Source organism: Stenotrophomonas sp. YIM B13575 (genome assembly GCF_042787595.1).
In the GTDB taxonomy this organism is placed as follows: Bacteria; Pseudomonadota; Gammaproteobacteria; order Xanthomonadales; family Xanthomonadaceae; genus Stenotrophomonas; species Stenotrophomonas lactitubi_B.
The window spans coordinates 1-14,757 of sequence record NZ_JBHZOP010000081.1 but is presented as its reverse complement, the minus strand read 5'-3'; the positions used below and the strand labels follow the sequence as shown (position 1 = coordinate 14,757).

Here is a 14,757-nt window from a genome sequence, read left to right as displayed (position 1 = left end):
GTGGGGCGTGCAGGACCGTTGGCGCCATGGATGGCGCCATCGAGCCCCCAAGGACGGGTTTACGGCGTGTCCTGCACGCCCCACCCACCCGGCCCATCACGACCATCCATCAGTGCGAGTGCGTGCCGCAGAGGGGGCAGCGGCCGATGGAGGGGAATACCTCAGTAGCGCTTGATCCCCGGCACCGTGCAACCTTCGATCTGCGCATGCGCGGACACAGCATTCTCCTTCTCGCCGCGTGCCAGGCGCGCCTGCTCGATCGTCGCCCAGTGCCGGCGGCACAGCGGCCCCGTCTTCGAACCCAGGTCCACGGCCTTGCGCGCGAACGTTTCCGCCTCCGCCCACTGGCCCTGCAGCAGCGCCAGTTCCGCGCGTTCCTGCAGTACCGACGGATCACCGGCCACGATCTGCAACGCCTGGTCCAGGCTGGCAGCCGCGCCGGCCAGATCACTGGCCTGGCGCTGGCTCAGCGCCGTCTGCCGCAGATCCTCCACCTGCGAATCGCGCAGTGGCTGCACCGACAGTTCCTTGTCATCCGGGCCAGCGGCGGCTTCCACCGCTGCCAGCCGTTGTGCGGGCGTGGTGGTGTCCACCGGCTTGACCACCTGCGGCGCGCTGCTCACGCAGGCCGCCAGGGCCAGGCTGAGGCCACTCAGGACCAGGGGCTGGAACAGCGAACGGATAGTCATCGGCATCATCGGCTTGGAGGAGGAGTCGCTGCAGCGGGTGCTGCGGCGGGTTCAGCGGCGGGTTCCGGTTTACGGTCAAGGCCGAACCAGCTGCGCCAGCCGCCGCCCTCGCCTTCGGCACCGCCCTGCGCGTCCGGCACGGCGGCCGGTGCACACGGCTCGTAGGCAGGCGCATAGCCCACCACGAACGGGAAGCGGCGTGCGCCCGGGCAGCCTTCATCGGTGCTGTTGATACCGGTCGCCGCAACCGGCTGCCAGTCGAGGCCCTTGTTGCTGACCTTCAGCGGCGCCGTCGGCAGACGCTGGAAGATGCCCGACCACACCCGCATCGCGCCGGTGGCGCCATACAGGCCGGCCTGTTCGTTCTGGTCGTTGCCCATCCAGATCACCGCCAGGTGGTCGCCGGTGTAACCGGCATACCAGCTGTCGCGGCCATCGTTGGTGGTGCCGGTCTTGCCGGCCGGCTGCAGGCGGCCCAGGCCATCGGCATTCAAGCGCTGCGCGGTACCGCTGGCCACCACCTGCTGCAGGCCGATGCTGATCAGGTTGGCGGCAATGGAGTCGCCCTCCTGTGCCGGCGCAGGCGTCTTGTCGTAGCGCTTGAGCAGCTTGCCCTGCGGATCGAGAACGCCACGCACCGCGTGCAGCGGCTGGATTTCGCCGCCCGATGCCAGGAACTGGTACAGCTGCGCCATCGCGTACGGGCTCTGGTCGGTCGAACCGAGGATCACCGCCGGATTTGCCTCGGCCTTGATACCGGCGAGCACGTGGATCAGCTGGGTCACCCGTTCCGGGCCGACCTGCATGCCCACGCGTACCGTGGCCTGGTTGTAGGAGTGGGCGAGCGCGTCGATCAGGCGCACGGTGCCGTGGCTGCGGTTGTCCGCATTGCCGGGATTCCAGTTGCGGCCGCGGCTGAGCTGCACGGTCACCGGAGAATCGTCGACCCAGCTGGCCAGCGAGTAGCGGTCCGGCTGCGCGAGTGCGAGCAGGTACACGAACGGCTTGAGCAGCGAGCCGACCGGGCGCTGCGCCTCGATGGCGCGGTTGAAGCCGACCTCGGACACTTCGCGGCTGCCGATCACCGCCACCACGTCGCCGTTGTGCACGTCGGTCATCACCAGGCCAGCCTGCAGCTCGGGGCGACGCTTGCTTTCCAGCGACTTGATGGTGCGCGTGACCGCGCCTTCGGCATAGGCCTGCGCGGACGGCGACATGCCACTCATCACGCTCAGGCCGGCGCCCTGCAACGCAGATTCCGGATAGTCGTGGCCAAGCTGGCGACGCACCAGGTCGACGTAGGCCGGGAAGCGGTTGGCTGCCACCAGGCCCGGGGTCTTGGGCACGCCCAGCGGCGCCTTCAACGCCCGCTGGTACTCGGCATCATCGATCAGGGTCGCCTCGTGCAGTTTGCCCAGCACGAAGTTGCGACGGTCCAGCGCACGCTCGGGATTGCGCCGCGGGTCGTAGTACGACGGCCCCTTGACCAGGCCGATCAACAGCGCGATCTGCTCAGTTTCCAGCGAGGAGAGATCACGGCCGAACCAGAACTCGGCGCCGGAGGACATGCCGTGGATCGCCTGGCTGCCGCGCTGGCCCAGATACACCTGGTTGAGGTACGCCTCGAAGATGGTGCGCTTGTCATAGCGCGCTTCCATGATCAACGCGTACAGCACTTCGTTGAATTTGCGGGTGACGGTCTGTTCCTTGCCGATGCCGAGCAGACCACTGCGGGCCAGCTGCTGGGTCAGGGTGGAAGCGCCCTGCCGGCTCTGCCCACCGGAGCGGACCGTCACCCAGACCGCGCGCGCGATGCCGGACAGATCGATGCCGTGATGGCGGTTGAAGTCCTTGTCCTCGACCGCCTGCAGGCCAGTGACCAGCAGGTCCGGGGCCTCGTTCATGCGGATCAGGCGGCGTTCTTCCTGCTTCTGCCCATACAGCGTGGCGATGCGTGCAGGATCCATGCGGGCCGCCTTCAGCGCCTTGCGGCTGTCGGCGTCGCGCAGCGAGGCGATGCTGCCGCCGGACAGCGACAGCTCGACCCGACGCGGTGCGACCTGGCCATCGACGTCGTTGTAGCCGCGGCTGGAGATGACGAAGCGCCCGCCCTGCACCGCATAGGTTGCCGGTTCCTTGCCCTGGCCATCATCGCGATAGGCCGAGGCGGCCAGTTCGGTCTTCAGGGTCGCCGCATCCATCGCCTTGCCGGGCAACAGCACCAGCGGGCGTGCATAGACGCGCGTCGGGATCTGCCAGCGCAGTTCACCGAAGCGTTGCGTCACCTGCTGGTTCAGGTACAGCGTGTAGGGGATCAGGAAACCCAATCCCAAGGCGACCGCCGCCATGCTCCAGGTGATCAGCCGGCGCCGCCAGAGCGGACCGGTGTCCTGCTGGTCGTCGTCGTCGAAATCGTCGATATCGTCTGAATCGTAGCGTCGGGGCACGGGAATGCGACAATGTAGGGTCTGGCGAGTCTACCCCAGCCGCTGCGGCAGGCGAATTCTCCCGGCCCCCCTGCTTAAGCTGGAGTTGCAACCGGATGGCGATGTCCCTGGCCGAAATCCGCTACCTGATCAATCGCCTGACCGGGCTGGCCCGCCGCAGCCTGGCCAGCCTGCGTACCCGCGGCTGGCGAGCCACTTGGCAGCGGATCCGGGTGCACACCCAGCGCGCCGTTCCAGCACCGCGCAAACCGCTGTACCTGCCACCGGCACAGCCGTTCGCTCCCTTCGCGGTGCCCACCAGCGATACGCCGGAAGTAAGCATCGTCATTCCGGTCTACAACCACGTCGACCATACCCTGGCCTGCCTGCGCGCCCTGGCCGCGCACCCGCCGTCGGTGGCCTGCGAGATCCTGGTGGTGGACGACGGCAGCAGCGACGCAACGGTGCAGTGGATGCCGCAGATCAGCGGCCTGCGTTACGAAGTGCGCGAGCGCAACGGTGGCTTCATCGAGGCCTGCAACGACGGCGTGTCGCGCACGCGCGGCCGCTACGTGGTGCTGCTCAACAACGATACGGTGCCGCAGCCGGGCTGGCTGGAGGCATTGCTGGACACCTTTGCGACCGTCGCCGATGCCGGCCTGGTCGGCAGCCAGCTGCTGTATCCCGACGGCCGCCTGCAGGAATCGGGCGGGGTGATCTTCGGCGATGGCAGTGGCTGGAGCTACGGCCGTTTCGAAGCGGCCGATGACCCCCGCTTCGCCAGCCTGCGTGACGTCGATTACTGCTCCGGCGCCGCGCTGATGCTGCCCCGTGCACTGTGGCAGCAACTGGGCGGCTTCGACACCCGCTACAAGCCGGCCTACTACGAAGACACCGACCTGGCGTTCCGCGTGCGTGCGCAGGGGCTGCGGGTGCTGGTGCAGCCGGCCAGCCGGGTGATCCACGATGAAGGCACCAGCAACGGCACCGATACCGGCAGCGGCGTGAAGGCTTACCAGGTACGCAACCAAGGTGTTTTCGCAGCCCGATGGGCCGCTGAACTGGCCTCTCATCCCAAGGTGGGTGAAGTGCCCTCGCCTGCGCTGCTGCTGCGCGGCCGGCGCCAGGTGCTGATCCTGGATGAGGAAGTGCCGCGCCCGGAACGCGACTCCGGCTCGCTGCGGCAGGTCAACCTGATCCGCCTGCTGCTGCAGGGCGGCGCCCACGTGGTGTTCGTGCCCACCCGGCGCGAACACGGCGGCGTGGCGACCGAAGCCCTGCAGCGGATGGGCGTGGAAGTCTGGTACACGCCCTTCCTGGACGGTGTCGCAGGCTGGCTGCGCAGCCATGGCACCCGCTTCAACGTGGTGATGATGGTGCGCCACCACGTCGCCAACGAATGCCTGCCGCTGCTTGAGCGCTACGCGCCGCAGGCCCGCACCGTGTTCGACACCGTCGACCTGCACTACCTGCGCGAGCGCCGTGGTGCGGAAGTGGCGGGCGATGCTGGCCTGCTGCGCAACGCCGAACGCACCCGCGCCAGCGAACTGGCAGTGATGGACCAGTGCGACATCACCGTGCTGGTCAGCGCTGCCGAGCGCGAACAGCTGCAGGCCGATGCACCCCAGGTGCGGGTGGAGCTGATCTCCAACCTGCATGAAGTTGCCGGCGCGGGCGCACCGTTCGCGCAGCGCCACGACCTGGTGTTCGTCGGCGGCTTCCGCCACCCGCCGAACCTGGATGCGATGGAGTGGTTCATCGGCGACGTGTTCCCGCACATCCGCGCGGCGCTGCCGCAGGTGCACCTGCATTGCATCGGTGCCGGCGCACCGGAGACGCTGCTTGCTCTGGCTGCTACCCAGCCGGGTGTAGTGATGCATGGCTTCGTCGAAGACATCGTTCCGTACATGGACGGTGCCCGCATCGCCATCGCGCCGCTGCGTTTCGGCGCCGGCGTGAAGGGCAAGATCAACCTGAGCATGGCCCATGGCCAGCCCGTGGTCGGCACCACCTGCGCGGTGGAAGGCATGCACCTGCGTGCCGGCCAGGATGTGCTGGTGGCCGACGATGCAGCGGGCTTTGCCGATGCGGTGGTCCGCCTGTACCAGGACCCTGTGCTCTGGCAGCAGCTGGCCGCCGCTGGCCTGGCCAACGTGGCCGAGCATTTCTCGCTGGATGCCGCGTCGGCGACTGTGCAGCGGGTGTTCTTCGACTAGTCGATGTGGCCGCCAGCGTGCCGCAGGCGGTCCTCGAACGCGGCAAGTTCGGCCAGATCCGGCTGCAGCCGCCGCACCTGCTCCACGGCCGAGGCGGCAAATTCCACATCCCCGCGGCCCAGCCGTTCGCTGCCGATCGCCAGCCAGCGCTGTGCCAGGCGGGAACGCGCATCGGGCAATCCTGCGGCGGTCGGCGCCAGCGTCTGCCAGGCCTGCAGGCAAGCGCCCGCAGCCTGCACCCGGTTCTGTCGCAGGTTGTCATCGAAGCAGGACCTGCTGGCGGGCAGCAGACGCGCTGCCGCCGCCTTGACCCGGCTGTCGCGCGGCGCCAGTGCCTGCGCTTCGCGCAACGCATCGAAGGCGCTGTGACCGGGGGGGCTGATCCACTGCCCGGCACGCTCGGCACGATCGATCTGGCGCAACCGATCACGCAGCTGGCGCTCACGCTGGACAGCGCTGATGCCCGGCTGCTGCAACGACTGGCGTGCCTGTCGCGCACGCTGCAGGCGCTGTGCCAGCTGCTGCTGTGCCGCCTGCGAGGCGCCCAGCCCCGTCGCGAGCGCAGCGTCCTTGTCGGCCGCCTCGAACTGGAAGTCGTCGGCCCGCTTCTGGCTGCGCGCCAGCAGTGCCTGCACGGTCTGCTCGCGCCCACGCAGTGCAGTGGGATCATCGGCGGTGACCGCCAGCACGGCCTGGAAACTGTCGGCAGCCGTCTCGAGCTGCTGTCGTTTGAGCGCACGCTGACCTTGCTGCAGCCGCTGGTCGACGGCCTGGGCCAGCGCTTCCTGGCTGGCAGGAAGTTCGGAATGACCTGCATCGAACTGGCGTGCGCGCTGCAGGATCGCAGCCGCCGTGGCCAGTTCGCCGCGCGCGGCCTGTGCACGCGCCTGCTGCAGCAGATCGCTCAATGCGTCCTCGCGACCTTCCAGCGCAGGCAGATTGTCCGGCTGCAGCGCCAGCACACGCTGGAACAACGGCAGCGCGCTGCTGTCGCCGTCGTCCAGCCGCCCGGCTGCAAAGGCATTGCGGGCCTGCGCAAGCAGCGCGCCGATGCCAGCGCCGGCACGACGACGCGCCTGCAGTTGCTGCGCCACCGCGTCTGCCTCGGCACGCGGCACCTGCAGCTCACGCGCCAACGCCAGCGCCTGCGCACTACCGTCCAGGTCGCCCGCCTGCAGTCGCTCACGCGACTGCTGCAACGCTGCCGCGCCGGTGCGGGCCAGTCCCTGCCGCGCCTGCGGGCGGTCGCCATCCAACGCCAGCACCGCCTGGTAGCGTTCGCGCGCGCCGCTGCCGTCGGCCGCAGTCAGGCGCCCGTCGGCCAGCGCGCGATCGCCCTCGGCCAGCAGTTGCTCTATCTGTGGCTCATCCCAGAACCAGTCGGCCAGCGGCTTGCGCACCAGCACCAGCAGCACGAACACGGCTGCAGCCGCCAGCAGCGCCCAACGCCATACCCGGCGTGCATGGCGCACCTGCAGCCACCACCAGCGGCTTTCACGGCGAACGCGATCGAGCGCCGGATGTGCGGCGCCGTGTGAGCGATGCGGGGGCTCGCGTTCCATGCGTGCAGGGTAGCCGGGGCAGCGTGAAGCTCAGCCCAGACGACGCGCCTCACTGACGCCCGGCAGCGCATCGAGCTTGCCCAGCAGATTAGACAACTGGCCGTAGTCGCTGACCTTCAGCCGCAGGCGCAGATGCGCGCGGCCGCTGTTGCGGACGTTGTCGCTGTGGATGTCCAACACGTAGGCGTCTTCCTGTGCGATCAGGTTGGTGATGTCCTTCAGCAGCCAGCGGCGGTCAACTGCCTCGACCACCACATCCACTTCATAGCCGCCGCCGGCCTGGCCCCATTCCACCGGCAGGATCCGCTGCGGGCTGGTCGCAGCCAGCCGCGCCAGTGCGACGCAGTCTGCACGATGCACCGTGACACCCCGGCTACGGGTCAGGTAGCCGACAATCGGTTCACCGGCCACCGGCTGGCAGCAGCGCGCCAGCTGCACCAGCAGGTTGCCCACACCCTGTACGGTGAACTTGGACTTGCCCAGGTTCTCGCGGCGCGCGGTCGGCCGCGGCAATGCCGCCGTCGGCGCCGGCTGGCTGGCCGCACGCTCGGCTTCCAGCAGCGAACGGCTGACCTGGTTGGGGCCGGTGTCGCCCAGCGCGACCTGGATGTACAGGTCGTCGACACTGTCGGCATGGAACTTCTTCGCCGCCGCGGACAGGTCCGAATGCTGCAGGCCCAGCCGCTTCAGTTCGCGCTCCAGCAGTTCGCGCCCTGCCTGCACGTTGCGCGCACGGTCCAGCTTGTGGAACCAGCTGCGTACCTTCTCGCGCGAGCGGTTGCTGGCCAGGAAGCCGTTGGCCGGCATCAGCCAGTCGCGGCGCGGGTCGGCCTCCTTGCCGGTCAGGATCTCGACCCGGTCCCCACTGCGTAGGCGATAGGTCAACGGCACGATGCGGCCGTTGACCTTGGCCCCACGGCAGCGGTGCCCGACCATGGTGTGCACCTGGTAGGCAAAATCCAGCGGTGTGGCACCTTGCGGCAGGTCCAGCACCTCGTCCTTCGGGGTCAACGCGTAGACCCGGTCTTCGGTCAGCTCGGCATCGAGCGCGCCGGCCAGTTCATTGCCCTGCCCGTCCTGTGCCTGCTCCAGCAGCTGCCGCATCCAGGTGATCTTGCGATCGAACGATTTCTCCGCGCCCTTGCCGCCTTCCTTGTACTTCCAGTGCGCGGCCACGCCCAGCTCGGCCTGCGCGTGCATGTCGTGGGTGCGGATCTGCACTTCGATGGTGCGGCCTTCCGGGCCGACTACCGCCGTGTGCAGCGAGCGGTAATCGTTGGCCTTGGGGCGGGCGATGTAATCGTCGAACTCGCTCGGCACCGGCGCCCACAGCGCATGCACCACGCCGAGCGCGGCGTAGCAGGCGGCCACGTCATCGACCATCACCCGTACCGCACGGATGTCATACAGCTGGTCGAAGGCCAGGCGCTTCTTCTGCATCTTCCGCCAGATGCTGTAGATGTGCTTGGGCCGGCCGCTGACCTCGGCACGGATGCCCTGCACGCCCAGTTCGCGCGACAGCACCTTCTTCACGTTCTCGACGTAGCGCTCGCGGGCGATGCGCGTTTCGTCGACCTCGCGCGCGATGCGCCGGTAGGTGTCCGGTTCCAGGTGGCGGAACGCCAGGTCTTCCAGTTCCCATTTCAACTGCCAGATGCCCAGCCGGTTGGCCAGCGGCGCATGGATGTCGCGGGTCAACTGGGCCAGCGCGCGGCGCTGCTCCTCATCGAGCTTGTCGGCCGCGCGCATGCGCGCCAGCTGCCGGGCCAGCAGGATCGGCACCACCCGCAGGTCGCGGATGATGGCCAGCAGCAACCGGCGCAGGCCTTCGCTGTTGCGGCCCGCCTCGCGTCCGGCGTGCAGGGCCCACACCGGATCGGCCGCATCCTGGCCATCGAGCAGGCCGATCACCGCCGCTTTGTGGCTGCCCAGCGGCAGTGCGTCGAGGTGGACGCGCAGGCCCGGCAGATCGAACAGCAGGGCTGCCACCACGGCGCCCTCGTCTGCCGAGAGCATTGCCAGCGCATCCAGGGTATCGCCCAGCACCGACCAGCTGGCACGCATCTGTGGGTCGCAGTCCGGCGATTCCCAATGCCCGCGCAGGGCCTGGCGCAGCGGAGCCGGCAGCACGGCTGCCGAGGGACGGTTCAACAAGGCATCCAGGCCGGGGACGGAAGCGCGGTTCACAGCATCGAGCAGGCAAGACAGAAGCCCCTACACTAGCGCCGCAGCCGTTCAGGAACAATCGCCGCGGCCACCATCGCCGGGAATGTGGACATGCCGCTACACTCGCCGACATCCACCGGAGAGTTCCGCCATGCCTTCGATCCCCCTGCCTTTCCGCCCGCGCCTGCTGGCCTGTGCCGCCCTGCTGCTGTCCCTGTCGGCGCCCGCCCTGGCCCAGCGCGTGGTGCAGGGTGACCTGCAGCAGCAGATGTCAGCAGCCGAATTCAAGGCCGCTGGCCTGGACAAGCTCAATGCCGCCGAGCTGGCGACGCTGAACCGCTGGCTGCAGGGCAAGGTTGAAGCCGCCACCACCGAAGCCGTCGCTGCGGTGCGCGAAGAAGCGCGTGAGGAAGGCCGCCAGGAAGTGATCGTGAAGAACCGCGGCTTCTTCGACTTCGGCAGCAACGAGCCGATCAGCGGTGTGCTGCAGGGCGAGTTCCGCGGCTTCGGCAAGGGCCGGATCTACGTGCTGGACAATGGCCAGCAGTGGGAACAGACCGATGCCACCTCGGTTTCCGGCGTGCGCAAGCAGTCGCCGAAGGTCAGCATCAGCCCCGGGGTGATGGGCGTGTGGTACCTGAAGGTCGAAGGCGTGAACACCCAGCCCAAGGTGCGCCGCACCAAGTAACGGCGCCATCGGCCGCTACCGCCGAGACCCGCGGTAGATCCACGCCATGCGTGGATGGCATTCCGATTGACCCCACCGGCGAGCACCCGGCGGGGTCGGGCCAAGAGTTACGAGGCCTGGCGCAGTGCGGTCACCCGCTGCGCCAGTTTCTTCGCCGAAACGCCGGTGCGTGCGCCCAGTTCCTGCGCGAACAACGACACCCTCAGTTCTTCCAGGTCCCAGCGCAGTGCCTGCCACTGCGGCCGCTCGCGCAGGCCCTGCTGCTCACCCACCTGCAACGCCTCCAGGAACGGATGCAGTTCCAGCATGCGCGCCTGGTCGCGTGGCGGATCGCGTTTGGCACGCTCGGTGCGCAGGATCATCGCTTTCAGATAACGCGGGTACTGCGCCAGGGCATCGGCCGGCGTGTCGCGCAGGAAGCCGGGATGGATCAGCCCGACCAGCTGCGCTTCCATGTCATCCAGATTGCCGCGCGCCCAGCCCATCAACGGCGCCTCCAGCATCGGCTTCAACTCGGCCACCAGGGCAAGGATCGACTCGGCCAGTTTCAACCGCTGCATGGCTTCGCCGAACAGCGTTTTTGCTGCGTGTTCGCGACGCTGCTCGAATGCCGCCGCATCACGGATATCACCCAGGCCGTCGGCCAGCACGGCATTCATCGCCGCATCGACCAGGTCGCCACGCAGGCGCTCCTGGGTTTCGATCGAGGCGTACAACAGGCCGGTTTTCGCTGCGACCGGCAACTGCTTGCGTGCCTGCTTGATCTTCTCGCCCAGGCCGATCTCCAGCAGTCGGCGCACGCCGAGCGGGTGTAATTCCTCGGCCTGTTGGCGATCGGCGTAGATACGCAGTGCGACGCTGTCCCCTTCATCCTTCAGCGCGGGATAGGCCGGCACGCCGGCTTCACCCGGTACCTGCAGCGGAATCGGCGTGGCCGGGAACGTGCGCAGACCATCGGCCGCCATCTCGCGCCCGGCACGCGCGGCGAACGCATCGCCGGCACGGCCGCCGAACGTCGCACGCAGGACGTCGAGGTCGCGCGACGTCGCCAGCACCTTGCCCTGCTCGTCGCGCAGGCGCAGGTTCATGTGCAGGTGCGGCTCGATTGAACCGGGCTCGAAATCGATCGCGGCCACGCTTGCGCCGGTTGCCCGTGACAGGAAGCGCGCCAGCTCGCCGGTGATCGCGTCGGCGCTGGGCTGCGGGAAGGCCTCGTAGAACGCACGCGCGAAATCCGGCGCAGGCACGTAGTTGCGCCGCATGGCCTTGGGCAGGCTGCGGATCAATGCCGCCGCCTTGTCGGCAACGAAACCGGGCGCGAGCCATCCCAACTGCACCGCATCCAGCGCGTTGAGCAGGTGCAACGGAACGTCCAGGGTCACGCCGTCATCCTCGGCGCCCGGCTCGAAACGGTAGTGCAGCGGCAACCGCGCCTGGCCCAGGGCCAGGTACTTCGGGTAGCGCTCCTGCTCGCTGCCTTCGCCCGGCAGCAGATCCACCAATGACCAGTGCAGGCCCTTGCGCTGTTCCGGCGGCAACGCCTTCCACCACGCATCCAGCCCGGAGGCGGAATGAATCTGCGGCGGCACCCGGTCCAGGTACCAGCGTGCCTGCCAGTCTTCGTCGGCGACGATGCCGGCGCGGCGCAGCTTGGCTTCTTCCTCGCGCGCCTGCTCCAGCACCTTCTGGTTGTCGGCCACGAAGCTGGCGCGGGTGTTGATCTCACCGGTCACCAGCGCCTGGCGCACGAAGATGTCGTGCGCTTCGCCGGCATTGATACGGCCGTAGTGCACCGGCTTCTTCGGTGCCAGCACCAGCCCGAACAGACTGATCTGTTCGGAGGCCAGCACCTGGCCCTGCGCACGCGACCAGTGCGGATCGAAGTGCTTGCGCAGCAGCAGGTGCGGCAGTTCGGCAATCACCCAGTCCGGCTCGATTGCCGCCAGGGTCATGCCCCACACCTTCTGCGTATCCAGCAGGTTGGCTGCCAGCAGCCACGGCGGCGGCCGCTTGGACAGCGTCGAGCCGGGGAACGGCAGGAAACGGCGTTGGCGCGGCGCCTGGAAATCGCCCTTTTCGCTGCGATGGCCGATCTGCGTGGGCAGGCCCGCCACCAGCGCCCGATGCAGGGTCTGGTAGGCAGTGGCGCGCGCGCGCTCGCTGTAGCCGCCGCCCTCCGGAGCCTGATCTTTCTGTGCGCGCGCAGCAACCGGTGCCGGCGTTGCTTCGGCCTTGCCCTCGCGGGCCAGGCGCGCGGCACGGTGCAGCTGGCCACGGGTTGCCTTTACTGCGGTGGCGTCATCGCGGGCCGCGGGTGGTGCGCTGCTGCCAGCCAGCAACGGCGCCATCGACGCCTCGCTGCCCTCTTCCTTCCAGCCCAATTCCTCGCACAGCAGGCGCAGCTGCCGATGCAGCTCGCGCCATTCGCGCATGCGCAGGAAACCGAGGAAATGGCGGCCACACCAGTCGCGCAGCTTGGACTGGGTCAGATCCTCATGGGACTGGCGATAGGCATCCCACAGGCGCAGCACACCGACGAACTCGGAGCGGCCGTCAGCGAACTGCGCATGTGCGCTGTCAGCTGCGCCACGCGCTTCCGGCGGCCGTTCGCGCGGGTCCTGGATGCCCAGGAACGAGGCGATCACCAGCATCGGCCGCAGACAACCAGCAACCTGTGCGGCAACCAGCATGCGTGCCAGCTTCACGTCCACCGGCAGGCGCGCCATCTGCTTGCCGATCGCTGTCAGATGGCGCTCGCTGTCGATCGCCCCCAGCTCGGTCAGATGCTGCCAACCGTCAGCGACGGCCCGCTCATCCGGCGCCTCAAGGAACGGGAAGTCCTCGATGCGGCCCAGGCCGAGCTGCAGCATGCGCAGGATCACCCCGGCCAGGCTGGAGCGACGGATTTCCGGATCGGTGAACTCCGGCCGTGCCTGGAAATCGGCCTCGCCATAAAGGCGATAGCAGATGCCCTCGGCCACGCGGCCACAGCGGCCCTTGCGCTGGTTGGCGCTGGCCTGCGAGATCGGCTCGATGTGCAGGCGGTCAAGCTTGTTGCGCGGGCTGTAACGCTTGACGCGGGCGAAACCGGGGTCGACCACGTAGCGGATGCGCGGCACCGTCAGCGAGGTCTCGGCCACGTTGGTGGCCAGCACGATGCGCCGGTTCGGACCCGGGTTGAACACACGGTCCTGGTCCTGGTTGGACAGCCGTGCGTACAGCGGCAGCACTTCGGTATTGCGGTACTTGCGCCGCTCCAGTGACTGGTGCGCATCGCGGATCTCGCGCTCGCCCGGCAGGAAAATCAGCACGTCACCGCGCGAATCCAGGCGGGTGATTTCATCGATGGCCGAGACGATCGCATCGTTGACCGTGCGCTCGCCCTGGTCTTCACCCTCGCCTTCCAGCGCGCGATAGCGCACCTCCACCGGATAGGTACGGCCTTCGACGCTGATCACCGGTGCGTTGTCGAAATGCTGGGCGAAACGCTCGGTGTCGATGGTCGCCGACGTGACGATCAGCTTCAGGTCCGGGCGCTTGCGCAGCAGCTGCTTGAGATAGCCCAGCAGGAAGTCGATGTTGAGGCTGCGCTCATGCGCTTCGTCGACGATGATCGTGTCGTAGTTCGACAGCCAGCGATCGCTGGCGATCTCCGCCAGCAGGATGCCGTCGGTCATGAACTTGATGCGGGTGTCTTCGCCGACCTTGTCATTGAAGCGCACCTGGTAGCCCACCAGCTGGCCCAGCTCGCTGTGCAGTTCCTGCGCGACGCGACTGGCCACCGCACGCGCGGCGATCCGTCGCGGCTGCGTGCAGCCGATCATGCCCGCCTGGCCACGGCCGGCGGCCAGGCACAGTTTCGGCAGCTGCGTGGTCTTGCCCGAACCGGTTTCGCCGGCGATCACCACCACCTGGTGGTCGCGGATGAGCTGGGTGATGGTCTCGGCTTCACGCGCAATCGGCAGCTGAGGGTCCAGAGTAATGGCCGGCTGTTGTTGCGCCCGCGCCTGCCGGCGCTGCACCGAAACCTGCAAGGCCTGCTCGAAACTGGCGGCCAGCGCCGCATCCTGTGGCTTGGCCTGGCAACGCGAGAGCATTCCCAGCAATCGTCCACGGTCGCGGCTCATGGCGCCGTCGATGGCGGCACGCTGTTGGCGCTGGCGGGACTGCGGCATTTTGTCGATAGCGTTCATCAATCGGTTCGTTTAAAACTTTGAATGCGACCAGTCATCAAGACTGATTTATTGTGAAGGCCAACGATTCCACAAGGAGGAACCCCATGGCGAAGACCAAGAGCACGACCAAGCCCAAGACCGGCAAGCAGAAGCTTGCGGCTTCCGCGCCGTCGGCCCCCAACATCGATATCGGGATCACCCAGGGCAACCGCAAGAAGATCGCCGACGGTTTGGCGCGGTTCCAGGCCGATGCGTTCACGCTCTATCTGAAGACCCACAACTTCCATTGGAATGTCACCGGGTCGATGTTCAACTCGCTGCACACCATGTTCGAGACGCAGTACACCGAGCAGTGGGCGGCACTGGACGATGTGGCCGAGCGCATCCGCGCACTGGGCTTCAATGCCCCGGGCTCCTACCGGGAATTTGCTGCGCTGACCTCGATCGTCGAGGAGCCGGGCCTGACCGACAGTGCGGACTGGCGTGAAATGGTACGCCAGTTGGTGGTCGCCAACGAAGCGGTATGCCGTACGGCACGTGAAGTGCTGGATGTGGCCGACGATGCTGACGACGCCCCGACCGAGGATCTGATGACCCAGCGCCTGCAGACCCACGAGAAGTACGCGTGGATGCTGCGCTCCCTGCTCCAGTAAGGGTTTGGGGGTTCGGCAGGGCTGCGCCCTGCACCCGCCGAGGCAACTGCAACGGCAACGGCCGAAGCAAAAGCTGGTTTCCTGTGGGTTGGCGGGGTGGGTCCGGTTGCGGGGGACGCCGTGAATACGTCCTTGTAGGCTCGGTCGCGCCATCCATGGCGCTCACGCCCCCGCAACCGGAC

Annotated in this window: 8 protein-coding genes; 3 read left to right on the top strand and 5 right to left on the bottom strand. The window is 67.9% G+C overall.

The genetic code is table 11. From position 1 onward, the window contains the following. Positions 1 to 161 precede the first annotated feature (161 nt). Positions 162 to 698, bottom strand: a complete 537-nt coding sequence (locus ACFX4F_RS13770; protein WP_380656171.1) for a hypothetical protein — start codon at positions 696 to 698, stop codon at positions 162 to 164. Beyond that, positions 695 to 3,136: a penicillin-binding protein 1B gene (gene mrcB / locus ACFX4F_RS13765; protein ID WP_380656168.1), complete on the bottom strand. Its 2,442-nt coding sequence runs from the start codon at positions 3,134 to 3,136 to the stop codon at positions 695 to 697. The genes ACFX4F_RS13770 and mrcB overlap by 4 nt, the downstream gene beginning before the upstream one ends. A 95-nt stretch (positions 3,137 to 3,231) precedes the next feature. Between mrcB and ACFX4F_RS13760 the strand changes: the two genes are divergently transcribed. After that, on the top strand, positions 3,232 to 5,331 hold the full coding sequence (locus ACFX4F_RS13760) for a glycosyltransferase (protein WP_380656166.1): 2,100 nt from the start codon (positions 3,232 to 3,234) through the stop codon (positions 5,329 to 5,331). Here the strand turns inward: ACFX4F_RS13760 and ACFX4F_RS13755 are convergent. After that, positions 5,328 to 6,893: a hypothetical protein gene (locus ACFX4F_RS13755; protein WP_099818833.1), complete on the bottom strand. Its 1,566-nt coding sequence runs from the start codon at positions 6,891 to 6,893 to the stop codon at positions 5,328 to 5,330. The two genes, ACFX4F_RS13760 and ACFX4F_RS13755, sit on opposite strands and share 4 nt — an antisense overlap. Positions 6,894 to 6,923: 30 nt before the next feature. Then, positions 6,924 to 9,080, bottom strand: coding sequence for a bifunctional (p)ppGpp synthetase/guanosine-3',5'-bis(diphosphate) 3'-pyrophosphohydrolase (locus ACFX4F_RS13750; RefSeq protein WP_099818832.1), 2,157 nt, complete (start codon positions 9,078 to 9,080; stop codon positions 6,924 to 6,926). 130 nt (positions 9,081 to 9,210) lie between these two features. Here ACFX4F_RS13750 and ACFX4F_RS13745 point away from each other — a divergent pair, with 130 nt between their 5' ends. Further along, complete coding sequence (locus tag ACFX4F_RS13745; RefSeq protein ID WP_380656162.1) at positions 9,211 to 9,747, top strand: hypothetical protein; 537 nt, start codon at positions 9,211 to 9,213, stop codon at positions 9,745 to 9,747. Between the two features lie 107 nt (positions 9,748 to 9,854). Here the strand turns inward: ACFX4F_RS13745 and hrpA are convergent, their stop codons facing one another. Next, positions 9,855 to 13,940: an ATP-dependent RNA helicase HrpA gene (gene hrpA / locus ACFX4F_RS13740; protein WP_380656160.1), complete on the bottom strand. Its 4,086-nt coding sequence runs from the start codon at positions 13,938 to 13,940 to the stop codon at positions 9,855 to 9,857. 86 nt (positions 13,941 to 14,026) lie between these two features. Between hrpA and ACFX4F_RS13735 the strand changes: the two genes are divergently transcribed. Further along, positions 14,027 to 14,575, top strand: coding sequence for a Dps family protein (locus ACFX4F_RS13735; RefSeq protein ID WP_089236539.1), 549 nt, complete (start codon positions 14,027 to 14,029; stop codon positions 14,573 to 14,575). Positions 14,576 to 14,757: the final 182 nt, after the last annotated feature.

Bases quoted from the DNA above. Each gene is read 5' to 3' on its own strand.
- ACFX4F_RS13770 (WP_380656171.1), bottom strand. From the start codon at position 698: ATGATGCCGATGACTATCCGTTCGCTGTTCCAGCCCCTGGTCCTGAGT.
- ACFX4F_RS13760 (WP_380656166.1), top strand. From the start codon at position 3,232: ATGGCGATGTCCCTGGCCGAAATCCGCTACCTGATCAATCGCCTGACC.
- ACFX4F_RS13755 (WP_099818833.1), bottom strand. From the start codon at position 6,893: ATGGAACGCGAGCCCCCGCATCGCTCACACGGCGCCGCACATCCGGCG.
- ACFX4F_RS13745 (WP_380656162.1), top strand. From the start codon at position 9,211: ATGCCTTCGATCCCCCTGCCTTTCCGCCCGCGCCTGCTGGCCTGTGCC.
- hrpA (WP_380656160.1), bottom strand. From the start codon at position 13,940: ATGAACGCTATCGACAAAATGCCGCAGTCCCGCCAGCGCCAACAGCGT.
- ACFX4F_RS13735 (WP_089236539.1), top strand. From the start codon at position 14,027: ATGGCGAAGACCAAGAGCACGACCAAGCCCAAGACCGGCAAGCAGAAG.